The 19489-nt window shown below is 30.6% G+C and carries 19 protein-coding genes; 2 read left to right on the top strand and 17 right to left on the bottom strand.

Translation table 11 applies throughout. From position 1 onward, the window contains the following. Positions 1-188: 188 nt before the first annotated feature. The 15 genes from recR to AC4PG3_RS01750 form a co-directional block, all read right to left on the bottom strand. Complete coding sequence (gene recR / locus AC4PG3_RS01820) at positions 189-791, bottom strand: recombination mediator RecR (protein WP_492197378.1); 603 nt, start codon at positions 789-791, stop codon at positions 189-191. A gap of 16 nt (positions 792-807) precedes the next feature. Next, positions 808-1146 (bottom strand): YbaB/EbfC family nucleoid-associated protein, encoded by a 339-nt coding sequence (locus AC4PG3_RS01815; RefSeq protein WP_492197377.1) that lies wholly within the window; start codon positions 1144-1146, stop codon positions 808-810. 17 nt (positions 1147-1163) lie between these two features. Next, the gene (gene dnaX, locus AC4PG3_RS01810) at positions 1164-2816 is read right to left on the bottom strand and encodes a DNA polymerase III subunit gamma/tau (protein ID WP_492197376.1); all 1653 of its coding nucleotides are present in this window, start codon (positions 2814-2816) and stop codon (positions 1164-1166) included. 93 nt (positions 2817-2909) lie between these two features. Then, positions 2910-3704, bottom strand: coding sequence for a Cof-type HAD-IIB family hydrolase (locus AC4PG3_RS01805; protein WP_492197375.1), 795 nt, complete (start codon positions 3702-3704; stop codon positions 2910-2912). 108 nt (positions 3705-3812) lie between these two features. Next, positions 3813-4670, bottom strand: coding sequence for an SDR family oxidoreductase (locus AC4PG3_RS01800; RefSeq protein WP_492197374.1), 858 nt, complete (start codon positions 4668-4670; stop codon positions 3813-3815). Between the two features lie 2 nt (positions 4671-4672). Further along, entirely contained in the window at positions 4673-5728 is a 1056-nt protein-coding gene (gene uxuA, locus AC4PG3_RS01795; RefSeq protein ID WP_492197373.1) for a mannonate dehydratase, read from the bottom strand. 29 nt (positions 5729-5757) lie between these two features. Then, on the bottom strand, positions 5758-5967 hold the full coding sequence (locus AC4PG3_RS01790; RefSeq protein ID WP_492197372.1) for a hypothetical protein: 210 nt from the start codon (positions 5965-5967) through the stop codon (positions 5758-5760). A gap of 41 nt (positions 5968-6008) precedes the next feature. Then, a complete protein-coding gene (locus AC4PG3_RS01785; protein WP_492197371.1) occupies positions 6009-6515 on the bottom strand; it encodes an SIS domain-containing protein in 507 nt (168 codons plus the stop codon). Beyond that, positions 6515-7795, bottom strand: coding sequence for a hypothetical protein (locus AC4PG3_RS01780; RefSeq protein WP_492197370.1), 1281 nt, complete (start codon positions 7793-7795; stop codon positions 6515-6517). Before AC4PG3_RS01780 ends, AC4PG3_RS01785 begins: the two co-directional genes overlap by 1 nt. After that, positions 7782-9059 carry an AGE family epimerase/isomerase gene (locus AC4PG3_RS01775; RefSeq protein ID WP_492197369.1) on the bottom strand — a complete coding sequence of 426 codons (1278 nt, stop codon included), beginning with the start codon at positions 9057-9059 and terminating at the stop codon, positions 7782-7784. Before AC4PG3_RS01775 ends, AC4PG3_RS01780 begins: the two co-directional genes overlap by 14 nt. 298 nt (positions 9060-9357) lie before the next feature. Next, entirely contained in the window at positions 9358-10539 is a 1182-nt protein-coding gene (gene nagA / locus AC4PG3_RS01770; RefSeq protein ID WP_492197368.1) for an N-acetylglucosamine-6-phosphate deacetylase, read from the bottom strand. Positions 10540-10558: 19 nt separating this feature from the next. Next, positions 10559-11329 carry a 6-phosphogluconolactonase gene (locus AC4PG3_RS01765; protein ID WP_492197367.1) on the bottom strand — a complete coding sequence of 257 codons (771 nt, stop codon included), beginning with the start codon at positions 11327-11329 and terminating at the stop codon, positions 10559-10561. Positions 11330-11539: 210 nt separating this feature from the next. Next, positions 11540-13063 carry a sodium:solute symporter family protein gene (locus AC4PG3_RS01760; RefSeq protein WP_492197366.1) on the bottom strand — a complete coding sequence of 508 codons (1524 nt, stop codon included), beginning with the start codon at positions 13061-13063 and terminating at the stop codon, positions 11540-11542. Between the two features lie 13 nt (positions 13064-13076). Beyond that, on the bottom strand, positions 13077-13868 hold the full coding sequence (locus AC4PG3_RS01755; protein WP_492197365.1) for a hypothetical protein: 792 nt from the start codon (positions 13866-13868) through the stop codon (positions 13077-13079). 386 nt (positions 13869-14254) lie between these two features. After that, positions 14255-15016 (bottom strand): IclR family transcriptional regulator, encoded by a 762-nt coding sequence (locus AC4PG3_RS01750; RefSeq protein WP_492197364.1) that lies wholly within the window; start codon positions 15014-15016, stop codon positions 14255-14257. Between the two features lie 190 nt (positions 15017-15206). Here AC4PG3_RS01750 and AC4PG3_RS01745 point away from each other — a divergent pair, with 190 nt between their 5' ends. Together AC4PG3_RS01745 and AC4PG3_RS01740 are read left to right on the top strand one after the other, a co-directional pair. Then, a complete protein-coding gene (locus tag AC4PG3_RS01745) occupies positions 15207-15836 on the top strand; it encodes a bifunctional 2-keto-4-hydroxyglutarate aldolase/2-keto-3-deoxy-6-phosphogluconate aldolase (protein ID WP_492197363.1) in 630 nt (209 codons plus the stop codon). Positions 15837-15860: 24 nt separating this feature from the next. Beyond that, positions 15861-16889 (top strand): PfkB family carbohydrate kinase, encoded by a 1029-nt coding sequence (locus AC4PG3_RS01740; RefSeq protein ID WP_492197362.1) that lies wholly within the window; start codon positions 15861-15863, stop codon positions 16887-16889. 100 nt (positions 16890-16989) lie between these two features. Here AC4PG3_RS01740 and AC4PG3_RS01735 read toward each other — a convergent pair whose 3' ends face one another. Both AC4PG3_RS01735 and AC4PG3_RS01730 read right to left on the bottom strand, forming a co-directional pair. Further along, a complete protein-coding gene (locus tag AC4PG3_RS01735; protein WP_492197361.1) occupies positions 16990-18042 on the bottom strand; it encodes a MupG family TIM beta-alpha barrel fold protein in 1053 nt (350 codons plus the stop codon). Then, a complete protein-coding gene (locus tag AC4PG3_RS01730; RefSeq protein ID WP_492197360.1) occupies positions 18035-19468 on the bottom strand; it encodes a PTS transporter subunit EIIC in 1434 nt (477 codons plus the stop codon). The genes AC4PG3_RS01735 and AC4PG3_RS01730 overlap by 8 nt, the downstream gene beginning before the upstream one ends. Positions 19469-19489: the final 21 nt, after the last annotated feature.

Here is a 19489-nt window from a genome sequence, read left to right as displayed (position 1 = left end):
TGTTGGCAAAGTTACTTTGTTAACTTTAAAAGTACTTTGTAGAGAGTATTATCTCATGTTACGTAACATTTGTGAATCCATGGGATTATTGATCGCTTACGATAAATCCATCTCTCTCCTGAGTTTTGAAGAACTTTATTTTCTTGTTGAAGAACTTTATTTTGTGGGGACAAAAAAAGGCAGGAGATCTATATCTCCCGCCTATTTTCCATAGCTTTACTTATAGTTACTTCATCAAAGTATTCTAAATCTCCACCTATTGGTATACCGTGGGCTATTCTTGAGACCTTGATACCTAGAGGCTTTATTAATCTTGAAAGGTAGATTGCAGTAGCTTCTCCCTCAACTGTAGGATTTGTAGCTATGATTATCTCTTCTACTTCCCCATCATTTAGTCTACTTAAAAGCTCTTTTATTTTTATCTCATCTGGACCTATATTGTCCATAGGCGAGATTACACCATGAAGTACATGATATAAACCTTTATATTCCCGTGACCTTTCCATGGCTATTATATCCTTTGCACCTTCCACTACGCATATAATAGATTTATCCCTTTTATCATTTTGACATATTCTGCATGGATCTGCCTCTGTTAAATTACAACATACACTACATAGTTTTATCTTTTCTTTTGCATCTAATATTGATTCTGATAATTTTTCTGCTTCTAGATTTTCCATCTCCAATATAAAAAATGCAAGTCTTTGAGCAGTTTTTCTACCTATACCTGGCAGTGTAGATAGCTGCTCTATAAGATTTGCTATAGGTACTGGATATTGATTATCCATTTAATCACTCCTAGAATTAGAACATACCTGGTATGTTCATACCACCAGTTAGTTTTTTCATTTCTGCTTCACTTTGTTCTTCTGCTTTTCTCACAGCTTCACTTACTGCTGCAATAATAAGATCTTGTAGCATCTCTATGTCTTCAGGATCTACAACTGATTCATCTAATTTTATATTTAATAATTCTTTTTTCCCATTTACTACAGCTGTAACTGCTCCTCCACCTGCACTTGCTTCTACTTCTCTTTCCTCTAACTCTTGTTGCATCTCTTCCATTTTCTTTTGCATCTTTTGCATTTGTTTCATCATATTATTCATATTTCCTCCCATCCCTGGGAATCCTTTTCTAGCCATTATAAATTCTCCTTTCCTTATTTAATTTCTACTATGTCTTCGCCAAAAAAATCTATGACCTTTTTTACTGCCTCTTCACTATCTTTTTTTTTAGGCTCTTCTTTGATTTTACTACCCTTCATAATAAATCTCAAGGCTATGTTTTTATTAAAGTAGCCTGATACAATTTCTTCAACTATTTTTTTATTCTTTTCACCACTTATAGCCTCTTTATGAAATCCAAATCCTGCATCATATCCTACTGTAAGTTGATTGTTTTCATAGGATAATACTTCTCCTTCCATAATAAGAGCATAGATATTTATCTTTTTTGATTTGATTTCTTTTATTACAATATCCCAATCTCTTTTTATCTGTTCTAAACTAAGCTCCCTGCCATCATCTATTATCTCTTTTTTATTTGTTTGTTCTGGTTTTGTAGGCATTTCTACTTCTTTAGTTTGTTTTATAGTATTAGCTTTTTCCTTTTCATCTACAGGATTTTGTATTTTAACATTTGTCCTAGGTTCTATTTTTTTATGCCCTTGAGAATATTGGCCACTTGCTATGGTTTTTTCAAGTTCTTTGACTCTTTCCTCTAAGGACAATCTCTCTTCTAGCTTCACTAGTTTTATAACTGCCATTTCTAATATAATCCTAGGTTGAGTAGACCATTTAGCTTGTGAGTCTGCTTGATTCATTATCTCTAAGGCATTTAAAATATAGTCTATATTGATAGATTCACTTTGTTCTAAATATCTATCTATATCATCTATATTGATTATATCTTGAGGGCTTTTAGAAGACTTAACTATCATCAAATTTCTAAAATGATTTATTATATCTTTTATAAATTGATTTATGTCTTTTCCACTTCCAATTATCTCATCTATTGTGAATAAAGATTGTTCAAGATTTTTAGAATTTATATTGTCTATCATTTTAAAGATTATATCTTTATTTGCGATTCCCAATAGGTTTAGGGCATCTTCATATTTTATCTCTTTTCTATTAAATGATATACACTGGTCAAGTAAACTTAAAGCATCTCTCATTGCTCCATCTGAATTTCTAGCTATAAGACTTAGGACTTCATCTTCTACTTGTATCCCTATTTCTTCTGATATATTCTTCATATTATGAACTAAATCTCTATTTGTGATTCTTTTAAAGTCAAATCTTTGACATCTGGAAAGGATTGTTTGAGGAAGCCTTTCTGGCTCAGTGGTTGCTAGGATAAATATAAGGTGCTTTGGAGGTTCTTCCAATGTCTTTAGAAGTGCATTAAAAGCCCCCTTTGAAAGCATATGAACCTCATCTATTATATATACTTTATAATTTAATTTAGAAGGAGGATAGATTACCTTATCCCTCAAATCTCTTATATCATCTACACTATTATTACTTGCTGCATCCATTTCTATAACATCCATAGTAGTATCTTCTAGGATGCTTTTACAGTTTTCGCACTCATTGCAAGGATCTCCATCTTTAGGATCTAAACAGTTTACAGCTCTTGAGAGTATTTTTGCAGCTGAAGTTTTACCTGTACCCCTTGTACCTGAAAAAAGATAGGCGTGACCTATATTCTTCCTTTCTACTTGGTGTTTTAAGGTTGTAGTTATATGATTTTGTCCCAATAGTTCTTTGAAATTTTTCGGTCTATATTTTCTATACAGAGCTTGATACATCTTCTCACCTACAATTATAATAATATTTTATATTATATCAGATAAATGGGATTTATACACCTACAAAGAAATCTTACTCCATTATAACTAGATTTAATCTAGCAAACATTCTCTTAATATATTATAAACACCTTCTTCGTTATTAGTAAACTTTGATACATTGTTCCATTGTTTTAATAAGTTTTCATCAGAGTTTTTCATAGCAATTCCAGTACCTGCAAACTCCAACATACTTAGATCATTTAAACTATTTCCTACAGCTAATATTTCTTTTCTATCTACATTTAAAATTCCTGCTAATTTTTTAAGGCCATTCCCCTTAGATACTCCACTTGATATAAATTCTAACGCTCTAGGCGTAGACATAGTGATATTTAGATTTATATCCTTAAACCTATTTATTTCCTCTATATCTACTGGTTTATCATAAATTAATAAAACCATGTTACAGTCTTCTATTACATCTTCACTTAATTTATTTACAACCTTATATTTTAAGCCATGATTTTTGGCAAAATACTTAGTTATCTCGTTTTCTATATTCACATAAAATATATCGTCTACATATATCTTTATATAGATTCCATTTTCTTCACTATGTTGAATTATATTTTTAACCATAGAGATAGGGAATTTAATATTTGAAACTTCATTTCCATTGTCCAATATAATCTTCCCACCATTATGAGATAAAATAGGCAGGTCTATACCTATTTGCTTTGTAACATTATTGGCGGCCCTATGAGCTCTTCCCGTAGCTAAAACAACATGAATCCCTTTGTCTACTATAGATTTAATAGCTTCTATAGTATTATTGGAAACATTAAACTTATCATCTATAAGAGTTCCATCTATATCTAGGGCAATTAATTTTATTGGTTTTTTCATTTTTAAATTCTCCTTGCTTTGTTATGATTATATTTTATATTATATCATAAAGAAAAATAAATTCATGGGCTATAACAATTACGTTATAACCCATGAATTTATTTACTATCAAACACCAGAGTAAGCTGAAAACCCTCCATCTACAGGTATTACAATTCCATTAACAAAGCTGGATACTTCTTCAGTGACTAAAAATAATAATGCTCCTATAAGTTCTTCTGGCTCCCCAAACCTTTCCATAGGTGTACTATTTAATATTTTTTTAGATCTATCAGTATAAGAACCATCCTTATTCAATAATAGAGATTCATTTTGACTGGTTAAAAAAAATCCTGGTGCTATTCCATTTACTCTAATGCCAACTTTAGATAAATGAACAGCTAACCACTCAGTAAAATTAGATACAGCTGCTTTAGCACCTGAATATGCTGGTATCTTAGTTAATGGTGTATATGCATTCATAGATGATATATTTATTATGGTGCATCCTTTTCTACCAACCATATCCTTAGCAAACTCTTGAGAAGGTAAAAATGTCCCTAAGAAGTTTAAATCAAATACGAATCTAATACTGTCTTCATCTAAATCAAATAATGTTATTTTATCTTTGGCATCATTGTTTAGATCTTCCTCATAAAGATATTCTTTAGTTGTAGTACCTTTGGGATGATTGCCCCCTGCTCCATTTATTAAAATATCGCAAGATCCTAGTTTTTCTAAGATTTCTTTATGCACTTTTACTAAACTTTCCTTATTTAATACATCTGCTTCAAATCCTAGGGCAATTCCACCATTATCTACAACCTCTTTTACCTTCTTATCTAATTTATCATGATTTCTACCAAGTAAGGCCATCTTTGCTCCACAGTCAGCTAAAGCATCTACCCAAATACTTCCTAATACACCCGTTCCACCTGTTACTACTACAACTCTATTACTTAAATCAGTCTTAAATGGTAATTTCATAACTACACCTCTCCTTTATATACCTTATCTAAAGTTTCCCATATTCCAGCTATATACATTGCACCAAGAGCCCTATCATATAATCCATATCCTGGTCTACCTTTTTCTCCCCATATCATCCTGCCATGATCTGGACGAAGGTATCCATTAAATTTATTCTTATGAAGCACCTTCATTATATCTACAATATCTAAAGAACCATAAGATGAAGGATGTGCTGATTCTTCAAAACTTCCATCTTCTAAGATTTTAATATTCCTCACATGCATAAAATGGATCCTGTCCTGTGCTGAATATTTATCTACCATTCTAACTATATCATTAAAACTACCACTTCCAAGAGAACCTGTGCATAAAGTTAAACCATTATACTTGCTATCCACAATCTTTAAAAATCTATCCAGATTTTCTTCTGTTGTAATGATTCTAGGTAGTCCAAATATTGACCATGGTGGATCATCTGGATGAATAGCCATTTTTATATCATGGTCTTCTGCTACTGGAATTATTTCTCTTATAAAATATTCTAAGTTATCCCATAATTTTTCTTTTTCAACCTTTGAATAAGCCTCAAATAAATTATTTAGATCTTCTTTGGTATATGATGAATCCCAACCAGGTAAGGATAATTCTCCATTCAACGGATCCATTTTATCTACTTGTTCTTTATAATATACCAAAGCCGTTGAGCCATCTTCTAATTCTTTGTCTAATTGAGATCTTGTCCAATCAAATATTGGCATGAAATTATAGCATATAACCTTAACTCCTGCTTTCCCTAAGTTTATAATATTTTGCTTATAATTTTCTATATATTTATCTCTGCTTGGAAGTCCTAGCTTTATATCCTCATGTACAGGAACACTTTCTATAACATCAAAGTTTAATCCTGCAGTTTCTACAGTTTTTTTTAGTTCATTTATTTTGTCCATGCTCCAAACTTCACCAACAGGAACATCATAGATTGCAGTTACTATACTATCCATGGTAGGTATCTGTTTAATATATTCTATCTTCACTGGATCATCTTTCCCATACCATCTAAATGATAATCTCAAGTAATCCAACCTCCTTTATTTCCTCTTTACTATAGCCATTTAACCTTTCCTTTAAATCTCTCCATAAATTTCTTGTTCCAAGCATCTCCACCATCTGAATTACCACTTTGCCAAATAGGAGGCTTTATCCCCTGCTCTACTAAATTATTTATTGTTTCAACTACTAAACTATTCAAAACAAAAGCATTTGCAAAAGTTGAAAGTGCTCCTACTTTTTGCTCTAATCCTTCAATTTTCAATACTGCATCCCCAACTTCAATTTTACAGTCTAATGCATAGTCTACAATTTCATGAAGATTTTTTTAGATGGATGTCTAGCTATGTGGTCTAATGGTGTAGATTCGGCATGAATAAAAGATGATATTCCAATTGTTGTAGCGCCAATTTCCTTTGCTTCTAAAGCTGAATCTATCACAGCCGAGTTAATCCCATATGCATTCGCAATTATTAATATATCACCCTCACCTACTTCATTTTCTCTTACGATTATTTTCCCATAACCTGGGAGTCTTTCGATTTGCATTGACCTCAAAGCTCCATTGCTAAGCAGCGTTCCTCCATCTAATATTGCACTAATATGCATTAGCCCTCCCGCTCTGAAAAATACTTCTTGTGAAGCTAAATTTGAGTGTCCTCCTGGTCCCCAGATATAAATCAACTTATCTTTTTTTATATGTTCTGCTAATACCTTAGCAACTTCCTTAATCTTTTCTTTTTCTTCTTTATATATTTTATCAATATGATTGGTAACAGCTTCATAATACATATCTATAATATCTATAGTCATTAGTTCACTTCTCCTTTCAACTTTTCTATACATTCTATCATAGATTCCTTTATAATTTTATCAACACCCATAGAATATTTACCTGGTAATCCAAAATAATATATAAAATCTTCTGCTTCATACCCACCTTCTAATAATTGTTCTTTAGTAGCTATATATCCTATCATACCATTTGAATATCCTAGTATTAAGAAGTTAATATTAGGATATCTTTTTCTTAAATATAATGCATATTCAGTAACTACCTCTCCATTTAATGTAATTAAAATTAAACTCTTAGAAAGCTTGATTCCTTGAATTAAAAGATAATTTCTGCTAGCTTTTTTTTCTGGGTTTTTTTTAAGAAATTCCAACCATTTTAAGAAATAGCCATTATTTTTCTCATTAAAAAGTTTATTTCTTTTTTGAATAGATTTATCCATTGGCATTTCTACCCTAAGTAAATAACTATTAATTTCTGGTTCTATTCTTTTTCCTTCTTTTTTAATAATTTCTATCAATCTATTCTCAACTTGTCTTGAAAAACTTTTAACTGTCTCAAAAGTTCCTCTAAAAAATTCTTCTCCAATTATTAGTTTTGGCCGTATATTCCCAGTAAATCCTTGAAGGAATAAAACTATACTATCTGGATACTTATTTTCTAAACTATTACACAAAACTCCAGGATAATCAGTATTAACATAATTATCATCGGTAACATTAGCATGTAATGCATAATTGATAAGAAGTGATTCTAATTTTCCAGATTCTTTATTTATAAATTTTACAACAGTACATATATTATCTATAGCTCCAAAATGATTTGGTTTCATAAAAACATTACCACTTTCTTTATATCTTCTATTAACACCAAAATACATTTTATCGATTACATATTCTACACGGACATCTATTGGATTGTTAAATACTAAGTCTAATAAACACATGGCCTTTTCTTCTAAATATTCCACATATTTTTTATTATATTCACCTATTTCTTCAGGCATATCATCTGCTAATAATGGTCCACTATGATTATGTGTAGCTGAAAATATTACACTTTCTTTATCTATTTTATATATTTTTTCTATCATCTTCTTTAATCTGTCTACTATTTCCTCATCCCAAAACAACACATCTGCAGTAAATATAACCACTTTTCTATCATCTACTTCAATTGCTAAAACTCTAAGATTTAACTCATTTTTTATTCCCAAAAACTGATTTGTTCTATGAACAAATCCTGCCAACTTTAACCTTTCTTGTGGCGTTATATCAATTTTCCCCTTATATATTTTCATTTTTCTTATCCTCTTCAAATAATAGACCTATTATTAATATAAAATTTCTTATTATATGAAATGGATCCTTGACTGGTAGTGCTACAACCTTATTAATCGGATTACCTTGTCTATCCCTAATCTGAATCCATTCACCTATATTCCTATCTGGGTTTGGAAAAATCTCAAAAATATAATCATGGGCTTTATAATATATGCTTAACATTTCTTCATCCTTTGTTTTAAAATATAAAAGTAAAGACGTATAAAGAAGTTCTGAATGAGGCCACCATAGCTTATAATCCCATGTTTCATTTATTAATTCCTCAAACCTATCTTCAATCATCCTTCCTTCTGGTTTTAACCCAGTATCTTTATCCACAAATCTTAATAATCCACCATACTCTTTATCAAGTCCACGTTCTAATGTAGCGTTAAATATATCTTTGATTCTATTAATACTAGAATCATCATTTCCTAATAAATCAAGACCGTGTATTAAAAACCATAAACACTCAATAGTATGTCCTGGATTAATGTGGTTATATAGCAAGGTATCTTTATATTCGTCTATTTCTGTCATTAACTCACATATAGTATTATTATGTTGCACATGATATTCTAAAATTGTATCTATTTTTTCTTTTAATAGTCCTTCAAGATCTAATTCATATTTGAACCCTGTAATTTTACTGGTCTGTAAACATTCAGATAAACAATTAGATAAAATCATAGGTATTGAATGCGATGAAAATGCTTTGTCTATTGGATATGGTTCAGTCAAATAATTTCCAGTATCTATTCGATATATAATATTATTTAAAATCTTATTTGCATATTTTAAGGCTTCATTATTTTTAAAAAATCTACCATATGCATTAAATCCTATTAAGACAAATGTATCAGCAAAAATACTAATATCTATTTTACCGTCGAAATCTATTTTTTCTCCTTCTCTTGTCAAAGCATAGGCACAATTATTATTATCTAAAAAAACATTATCTCTTAAGAAAATAAAAGTTTGATCTCCCATTTTTTTTAGCTTTCTCAAGTCTAAATTTAACTTTTTCTCAACCGTCATATTATATAAATTACTTACTAGCCATAAAAACCTACCTTGAGACCACGTATATTTATCATTAGAAACTAGTTCTGTACTATCATTATTAAAGCAACTATATATTCCTCCAAATTCTTCGTCATAAGCTTTTTCCCAAAATGGAAAAAGGTCTTCTTCAATTTGATTTATATAAAACTCCTTAAGCTCCTTTAAATTTTCTCTCATTTTCAAACCATCTCCTCGTATAATAAAGTTATAATTTAAAAACTATATTTTCTTTTCTATCTCACTATTCTTGTGAGATAATAATTGTACAGATAGGGGTCGTAGTTCATCTCCTTGAAGCGTTGTCTTCCTAATTAAGGGTTACGCCTCTTCTTTACATCTATATGCGAATGAGCTGGATAGTACCTAGTTACTGAATATCTAACGAGGTTGTATTGTTGTAAAGTAGAGAGGTCTTTAATTTAAAAATACAGTTTCTATATCTGTGGTGAAAACGAATATATTGTATTATATAATTTTAAAAATCTATAGCCTTACCTTTTATTAATATCTTTTTAATATTTATATCTTCATCAAAAAAAACTAGATCAGCTTCCTTATTCTTAGCTATACTTCCCTTTCTATTATCAATTTTCATTATCTTTGCTGGTGTTGCTGTTATCATCTTTATAGTTTCAACTAGTGGAATCTTTGCCTCCTTATACAATACTCTCACTAACATATCAGTAGTTGCTACACTACCTGCAAAAGCAGATCTATCAGGTAATTTTGCTACCTTTTCCTCTACAATCACTTTTTGTCCATTCCTTAAACTTCCCAAAATATATTCACCTTCAGGCATTCCTGCTGCTCTCATAGAGTCCGTAACTAAACAAATACAATCACTTCCCTTGATTTTATATACTAATTGTATTAGCTCAGGCGGTAAATGAGAACCATCCGCTATTATCTCTACTGTCATTTCATCAATAAGATAAGCGGATTCTATTATACCTAAATATCTATAACCATTAATCCTTCTTAACATTGACATTGCTGAGTATAGATGAGTTATATGTGTATACCCATTCTCAAAAGCTCTATATACATCCTGATAAGTTGCATCACTATGAGCAATAGAAGGTAATATATTTCGCTTTCTCAATTCAATGCCTAAATCTATGGCTCCTTCTAATTCAGGTGCCACTGACCACCTAACTATAGCCCCTTCTCCTAATTTAAGAATTTCCAAATATTCTTTTGGATCAGGATTTTTAATATATCTTGGATCTTGCGCTCCTGCCATTTCCATATTGAAATATGGTCCTTCTAAATGTAAACCTAGAAATTCTGGACCATTAGGTGTACTTTGAGCTTTCCTAAATGCTTCAATGTTTGATATTAATTCTTCTTTAGAGCTTGTTAATGTAGTTGGTACTATTGTAGTAGTTCCATGTTTTAAATGAGCTAAACCCCCATCTATAAATGACTCAAATGTCCCATCCATAAAGTCATAACCTCCACCTCCATGGGTATGAATATCTATAAATCCTGGAGATACATATAACCCATTAGCATCTATTACATTAATCTCCTCTTCATCTATTTCTATATTACCTTCATATATATCTAAGATATACTCATCCTTTATTATTATGGTAGCGTTGTCAATTAACCTATAGGGAGTAATAATCTTACCGTTTTTAATAGCCATAATCATACTCACTAACCTCCCTTTTTTATAATATATATTTTGCTGAATCTATATCTAAGTATAAAGTTGTAAAATCATGTTTTCTTAATATAGTAGCTGGACAATCTTCATTTATAAAGCCAGTCAGCATTCTATTTATAGCTTTAGCTTTTGTTTCCGCAGGAACAATACAAAATATTCTTTTTGCACTCATTATTAGCGGAACCGTAACAGTTGCAGCTGTTTTCGGGACATCTTCTATCTTATTAAAACACCCATCATTTACTTGCTGATGTCTACATTCCATATCTAACATTACTTCCTTAATAAGGAATGTATCATTAAAATCAGCAACTCCTGGATCATTGAAAGCAATATGACCATTTTCTCCAACACCAATGAATGCTATATCTATTGGATTCTGTTTTAAAATATTGTTATACCTATTGAGTTCTTGTTGAATATTGCCATCAGCAAAATCCATTATAAAAACATTTTTAAAAGGTACTTTTTCAAAAATATTTTTATTTAAAAAATTCAAAAAAAGTTGTTTTGAATTCCTTGGCAATCCAATATATTCATCAAGATGCATAGCGTTAACTCTTCTCCAATCTATGGAAGTATCACTAGTTAGTTCTAATAAAAACTCTGATTGAGATGGTGCTGCTGCAAAAATTACATTAACAACTTCTTTTTTAATCAGTAAGTCCTTTAAATATTTAGTAGCCTCTCTAGCAGCATGTAATCCCATTGATTCTCTATTAGAGTAAATTTTAACCGTCATATTTTCTACCATATATTCTTTAAGCTTTGTCATTTAAATCCTCCTAATATACGTGTTTAATTTTAATGCGTCATTTATAAAAATTACAAGGTAACTTAATATTAATAAAGTAATCCCCTAGCATTAAGTAAATTATAGTAGGAGATTACTCTTTCTTTAATATTCAAACTCTAACATTTAATATTATATTAAAAATCTATCCCTACATAGAGTAAATTTATCATAAATTTAAATTAGTATAAGTTATATAGATTTATTTAAATTTTCGTCTCCTAAATCTACCATTAGCTTTTCAATCTCATCTGGTACTTTGTATCCAAAAACATATTTATTTAAAAGAGTTGTACCTGCAAATAAAATAAATGAAGTTGCTAAAGGAGCAATTAATGCTATATCAGCTTCAAGGTTTAATCCTAGTTTTGTAAGAACAAATACCGAAAATCCTCCCAACATTGATATTATAGCTGCTTTACCATCTGCATATTTAAATTGTGGAAGTAACCCTAATAATAATGGGATTGCAGTAGGTCCTAATAAAGCAGCAAACCAGGATAAAATCAATCCCGTTACACCTCCAAGTTGATCTCTAAATAATGCTACTAATATTGTTAATGAAGTAAATATTATTGTTGTTAATCTTGCATAATACAAAGATTTTTTCTCATCTAAATTATGAAATTCAGGTTTTAATTTCGGTATTATATCTCTTGTTAATACAGCAGCTATAGTATTTGCATCTGATGTACACATAGACAAAGTATTAGCAAACATTGAAGCTAAAACAAGCCCTATTAATCCCACCGGGAGAAACTCATTAGTTAAGCTTGAATACAATGTTGCTTCCGCTTGTATTTGATCCATTCCTGGAAATATAATAGGGCCTACCCACATAGGATAAAATAAGATTATTGGCCAAATTAAATAAAGAATACTTGATAAAAATGCTGATTTCTTAGCTTCTTTATCATCGGAAGTGGATATAAATCTTGCAGCCAAATTCCAAGTCCCTCCATTGTAACTAAAGAAAATCACAAAAAAATACAACAATGTCCATGAAACTGATCCTTGCCCTCTACCCGAATTAAGAATTTCAAGATTTGAGGCTGGTAGCACCTTCAATGCTGAAAATATCGTATGACCATAATTACCTAATTTTGAAGTAACACCAAAGAATAGTACTAATCCTGCAATAATTTGGACGACAAACTGAGCAAAGTCTGTCCACAAATCGGCAATTAACCCACCAATTGCAATATATATTAATGAAACTACACTCGAAATAATAATTCCAACCCAAATAGGTATCCCGGTAAATCCATAAAGCAATATTCCCATAGATGCCCATTTTGCACCTACATCAAGTAATTTTACAATAACACCAGATATCGCAACAATAACTTGAGTTGATGTATTATATCTCATTTGTAAGTACTCAGTTGGAGATTGAATTCCTAGAGTTCTTCTTAATCTAGGCCATCTTGGTGCTATAATAACTGCTCCTAGAGACATAGCTATAGCTATATTCACTGCCCACCAAAAATAAATAGAAATTCCATGAGTATATGCAATACCAGCATATCCAACAAAAACAACTCCCGAATACCCTGACACATGATGGGAAATTCCTGATAGCCACCAAGGTACTTTACCACCAGCCACAAAAAAATCTTCCGAACTTTTAACGGATGTCTTAGATTTAAAGCCTATAAATAGCATTACCACGAAAAATATAATTACCATTACGTAGTCAAGCCAATGCATTGTCATATTTTCTCCCCCTTTATTTTACTGATTTTAGATTACTAATTCGTTGAGTAACATAATTTTTATTAAACTCTTTATATTTATCTTTTTCATTCCTCCCTTCAATAATTTCCATTTGCTCAATATATGAAATCACGTCCTCAACGGAATGATATTTTAACAGTTTTTTGTCTACAAGTTTTTCCTCTCTTTGTACAAAAATGTTCCAGTAATATATATGTACTAAGAATATAATTAAAGTTATAGATGGTATACCAAAATTATAAATAAAAGGATTTAAAATTTGCTCAAATTTGACATTCATAACTTTTATTAGCAAGAATCCATCTATTAATACCATTATAGGAACTATGAGAAGTAATATCGATTTTACTTGAACAAAAGTCTTAAATTTAATTATTTCTCTAGTTATAGCTATACTATTAAAAGTATGGCTTTTTTCCTTTAATAATTTTTCACTGACAAATAATTTAATTTGATTTTCTCTATTCAAAAACAATGGTGAAACTATCTCAATAGTCCTTACAATCAAATCATATTTATCAAAATCAGCAGATGAATATATTGGTATGTCAATATTTTCAGGCAGTTTCCAATCAATTTTTTCATAGTTTGTATAGCTACTTATATTTCTAGGTAGCATAATAAGCTTTTTTATAAACCAATAACTAATAATAAAAAAACTTAAGACAATAATATAAAAAATTATACTTTTATTATAAAATGTCATAAGTAGCAATATATTCATAATAAAGAATAATGGAAATATCCCAATAAAATATAGAAAGTTAAATTTATTTATTTTCATAATATTTCTCCTCTAATTAATCATAAATTAATTTACTACGAATTCTAAAATCTATTTTGTTTCATATCTCGGAACCCCTATTCATATTGCGGACCTATTTATTTCATTATAATTGATAAGGAAAACAATTGCAAGGATATTTTGAATTTTTTGTTATTATCTTTTTAAATAATAATAAGTTAATTTTAAACACTATAATATAGCTAAAACTTTGGTTCTAAATTATAACTTTAATTATTTTTAAAATTTACTTTTAATAAACTATAGCATTTCTATTAATTACAGTACTATATATAAAACTTTAATTCTAATAAAAAACAGGGTATTAATCTTTTTCTTAGATTAATACCCTGCGATAAACAAATCTATTTATTGTAATATCCTAATTATCCCCTGTAACCAAGCTCTTTTGATATCAAACCTGCATATTTTTTTACCTTTAAAGCAATTATCTCTACTTTATCTTTTGTCACTCTTATGGTAGGTCCTGAAATACTTATAGCCCCCTCTACCTCACCCTTATAGTTAAAGACAGGTGCCCCGATACATCTAACTCCAAGTTCATTTTCTTCATCGTCTTCTGCATAACCTTGTTCTTTAACTTTACTGAGCTCTTTCTTAAACGTTAAAAGGTCGGTAATTGTATTATGGGTTAATTTTTTAATATCACTATTCTCCCATACTTCTTCCACTTCCTTTTCATCAAGAAAAGCTAGTATAGCTTTACCTACCGAAGTACAATATAGTGGCGACCTTCTACCTATAGTGGAGGCCATTCGTATAGTATTATCAGCTTCCACTTTATCTATATATACTATATCATTTCCATCTCTTATAACTAAATGAACAACTTCATTTAATTCTTCCATCAATTTCTCAGTATATGGTTTTGAAATTTTAAATATATCTAAATTCTCGATTCGTTTTGAACCTAGTTCATAAAGCTTCAAGGTTATCTTGTATTTATTAGTTATTTCATCTTGCTCTACAAACCCCTTATATATTAAGGTCCCCAGTAATCTATGAACAGTGCTCTTGTGAAGATCTACTTTTTCACTTATTTCTGTAATACCTAATCCTTCATTGTAATTAGATATTAATTCTAATATAGATAAAGTCCTATCTACTGACTGTACTACATCAATCATCTTTCTAACTCCTTTCTATTATTCTACTATTTATTTGATTATAGCACAAACCAATATTATTTATCTGATAAATTTTTTAAAATTATCCTTGCAATTGTTTTCTTATTTGACTATAATTAAATTACATTGTTTCATAATGCAGTTTAATGTTTCATTGTTCGAAACTATTTTAGGGGAGGAGGCTTTTAATATGAGAAAATATAAAATTCTTAAACGAATTGAAAAAGTTGGAGTTGTTGCAGTTGTAAGAGCAGAAAATACTAAAACTGCTAAAAAAATAGCCTTAGCTTGTATGGATGGTGGGATAGATTCCATAGAAATTACTTTTACAGTACCAGGAGCACATAGGGTTATTGAAGATTTAACAGAAGAATTTGGCGATAATTTGTTAGTTGGTGCAGGTACAGTTTTAGATAGTGAAACTGCTAGAGTTGCCATATTAGCAGGTGCTAAATACATAGTTAGTCCTGGATTTGACTTAGAAACTGCAAAACTATGTAATAGATATCAAATTCCATACATGCCTGGATGTATGACTATTACTGAAATGATTACGGCTATGGAATCTGGAGCAGATATTATTAAAGTATTTCCTGGTAGTGCTTTTGGTCCATCCTTTATTAAGACAATTAAGGGCCCATTACCACAAGCGCAACTAATGCCAACTGGTGGAGTTAGTATTGATAATGTGGATGACTGGATTAAAAATGGCTGCGTAGCTGTAGGTGTAGGTGGAAGCTTAACTAAAGGCTCTAGCCAAGATATGACTAATGCGGCTAAAAAATTCGTTAAAAAAGTAAAAGAAGCTAGAAATCAATAATATAATTTAATGGAGGTATATTATATGAAGAAGGGAAAAGTTGTTACTTTAGGAGAAATAATGTTAAGACTTTCTACTCCTAGATTTGAAAGATTTGTACAATCCGATTCTTTTGATGTGGTATATGGTGGTGGGGAAGCTAATGTTGCAGTATCCTTAACTAACTATGGATATGAAGGACATTTTGTATCCAAACTTCCTAAGCATGAGATTGGGCAAGCTGCTATCAATCACTTAAGAAGATTCGGAGTTAATACAGATTATGTTGCAAGAGGTGGAGATAGAGTAGGTATTTATTACCTAGAATCTGGTGCATCCATGAGACCTTCCAAAGTTATTTACGATAGGGCTCATTCTTCAATTTCTGAAGCAGATATAGATGATTTTGATTTTGATGAAATCTTTAAAGATGCTAAATGGTTCCACTTCTCAGGCATTACTCCTGCATTAAGTCAAAAATCTGCTTTATTAACAGAAGAAGCATTAAAAGCTGCTAAAAGACACGGTGTAACCGCTTCAGTAGACTTAAACTATAGAAAAAATCTATGGACACCTGAACAAGCCCAAAAAATAATGACAAAATTAATGGAATATGTAGATGTATGTATTGGAAATGAAGAGGATGCTCACTTAACTCTTGGATTTAAACCAGGTAAAACAGATGTTACTTCTGGTGAATTGGAATTATCAGGTTATGAAAGTATATTTAAACAAATGAAAGATAAATTTGGATTCAAATATGTAATTAGTTCTCTAAGAGAATCATATTCAGCATCTGACAACGGTTGGTCTGCATGTGCTTATGATGGAAATGAATTTTATCACTCTAGAAAATATGATGTAAGAATTGTAGACAGAGTTGGTGGTGGAGATTCCTTCGCCTCAGGTGTAATCTATGGATTATTAGAAGGTAAAAACTTTAAGGATGCATTAGAATTTGGTGTTGCAGCATCTGCTTTAAAACACACAATCCATGGAGATTTTAATATGGTAACAATATCTGAAGTTGAAAACTTATTACAAGGTGATACTTCAGGTAGAGTACAAAGATAAATATTTTTATTCATTAATCATCAAATAGTCCAATGATTGCTCATTGGACTATCCCCTTTTCTTTAACTTTTTAAATAATTTATTAAACTTTAAATAATTACTATGCACCTATAAATCTTATTTTTTGTCCATTTTTTATACAGTCCATTATCCCTAAATATTCTTGATCTACATGTCCTATTACATTTACTCTATCATCTTGTTTTAAATTTTTATTCAAAATCTGTATTTCTCCAGAATATCTTTTATATCCTTCATTGTCCATTGTAATTGAACCTATAGGTCTTTCCACTGTATTAAAGGGTTTAATGATTTCACCTTTTGTTGCATATTCCCTAGATTCTTGAAGTCTTAATAAGTTTTTTGGAGAGTCTATTCTAATTGTAAAAACTTCTCCATATAAATATTCAAAGCCTTCTAAGAATTTTATAGGTATTGAAATAATATCATCTTTTATATAATTTAAAATTAAATCTATTTGTATATTTGAAAGTTCTATATCCCCTACAAATATACCGTCCATATGATGATTTATCTTTAAATCTAAAAATGATATATATGGAGGGATATTTCTATGACTTTCTAATGTAGGAAGTCCTTCAAATATGGGTCTTCTCTTTTTCTCATCTCCTGGTATAAATGCCAATAATTCTATATCTAAATCTTTTAATCGATTATTTATCCCTCTAAATTGGTCCACATCTAGACCTGTCTCTGGTCTTGGATAAAAATTGTGTAGCCCAAATAATTTAGTTCCAGTTTCAAGTATTTTCTTTGCTATGATTTCATCTTCTGTAGATGGATTAAAAGATATGGGATATTCTCTAGCTATATCTAATATCTCTTTTTCACTAAATCCATAGTCTATTCGAAGTACATCTATGTCCATATGTTTTGCAAACTCTAATATGGAATCAATTTGAAAGAATTCTAATGTTTTCTTAGATATATCTCCTATTATTTTAAATTCTCTAGACTTTAACCATTTACACATTTCCTCTGCTCGACTTGTATAATCTTTTAAACTATGAAATTCCTCTTGGATATGGAAGGAAGTGAAAATATAGTTTCCACTTCCACTAAATTTTTTTAACATCTCCTTTTGGTCTTCAAAGGAGGATAGATAAACAGAAAATCCTAAAGGATTAAACATTTTCTATTGTTTCACTCTTTATAAAGAAATTAGTGATTAAAAATCCACCTATATAAGAAATTATTATACCCAAGAAGTAGTTTAAAATTGAATCTGGCTGCATAAGAGGTAGAGCTACAAGTCCTGATGGACCCCAAGCATTTGCAAGTACATGTGTTGCCATTACATATGCTCCACCAAATCCTGCTCCAAGTCCTGCAGTTATAAATGGTTTACCAAGAGGAAGAGTAACTCCATAGATTAAAGGTTCCCCTATACCAAGTATCCCTGCTGGTAGTGCACCTGCTATAACTGATTGCATTCTAGTATTGTTAACTTTTTTTGCCTTTAAATATATTGCTATTGCAGCACCTACTTGCCCTGCACCTGCCATAGCAAGCACTGGGAACAAGGATACTCCCCCCATAGCTTCAAGTTGTATTGCATATATTGGTATAAGTCCGTGATGAAGACCTAAAAGCACCATTGGTAAGAATACTGCTGCAAGTATATATCCTGATATTATACTCACTATTGTATTTTCAGAATTAATTATAACGCTCAAACCCCTAACTATTATATCAGATACAAATCCTGATGCAGGCATTATTACAAGTACCATTAGAACTGCAACTATTAATAGTGTTATTAAAGGTGTAACTATTAAGTCTAATACATCTGGAACTCTCTTTCTAACAGATTTTTCAATTTTAGAAAGTACATAGACACCAAATATAACCCCTATAATTCCTCCCTTTCCTGTGATTAGGATAGAGTTTAAAGGGACAGCTTCATTGAATAGCCCTAGTGTCTGGGATATAGTATTTATTTGAGCCCCTATTGAAAGTGCTCCCACCATACCACCTAATGCTTCTGTTGCTCCAAATTTTTTAGCCGCATTTATACCTGTGTATATTGCAAAATATCCTAAGAAACTACCACCTATTAGGGCAAATATCAATTGTATAATATTCCAAGTATCTGTTGTAGGAAGATTTCCATTATTTTGAAGTGTTGAAATAAGTGACGCAAATCCATTAAATATACCTGCTGCTATAATTGCAGGAATAAGTGGAATAAATATTCCAGCTATAGTTTCAAGTCCCCTCTTTAATGGTCCTTTCTTTTGACCAGATTTTACATCTTGCTTATTTGCCTGCCAATCTTCTGTAACTACTGAGTCTGCTTCTGATTTTACATTAAAATCTTGAATAAATATATCAGCTATTTTTTTAGCTCGTCCAGGCCCTATTACAACTTGAAGATTGTCCTCCCCTGTAACTCCAAGTACACCTTCTACATTTTTAAGTTTTTCCATTTCTACCTTTGAAAAATCTCTCAAGGTAAGTCTTAGTCTTGTCATGCAGTTAGTTGCAGAAATTATGTTTTCTTTGCCACCTACAAGTTCTAAAATTTTGCCAGCTAATTCTTTATTATCATTAGCCATAATTAACACCTCTCTTGGAAA

This window comes from Tissierella sp. QWL-11 (assembly GCF_058683765.1).
The sequence above is the reverse complement of the archived record's forward strand: the minus strand, read 5'-3'. Positions and strand labels throughout refer to the sequence as shown.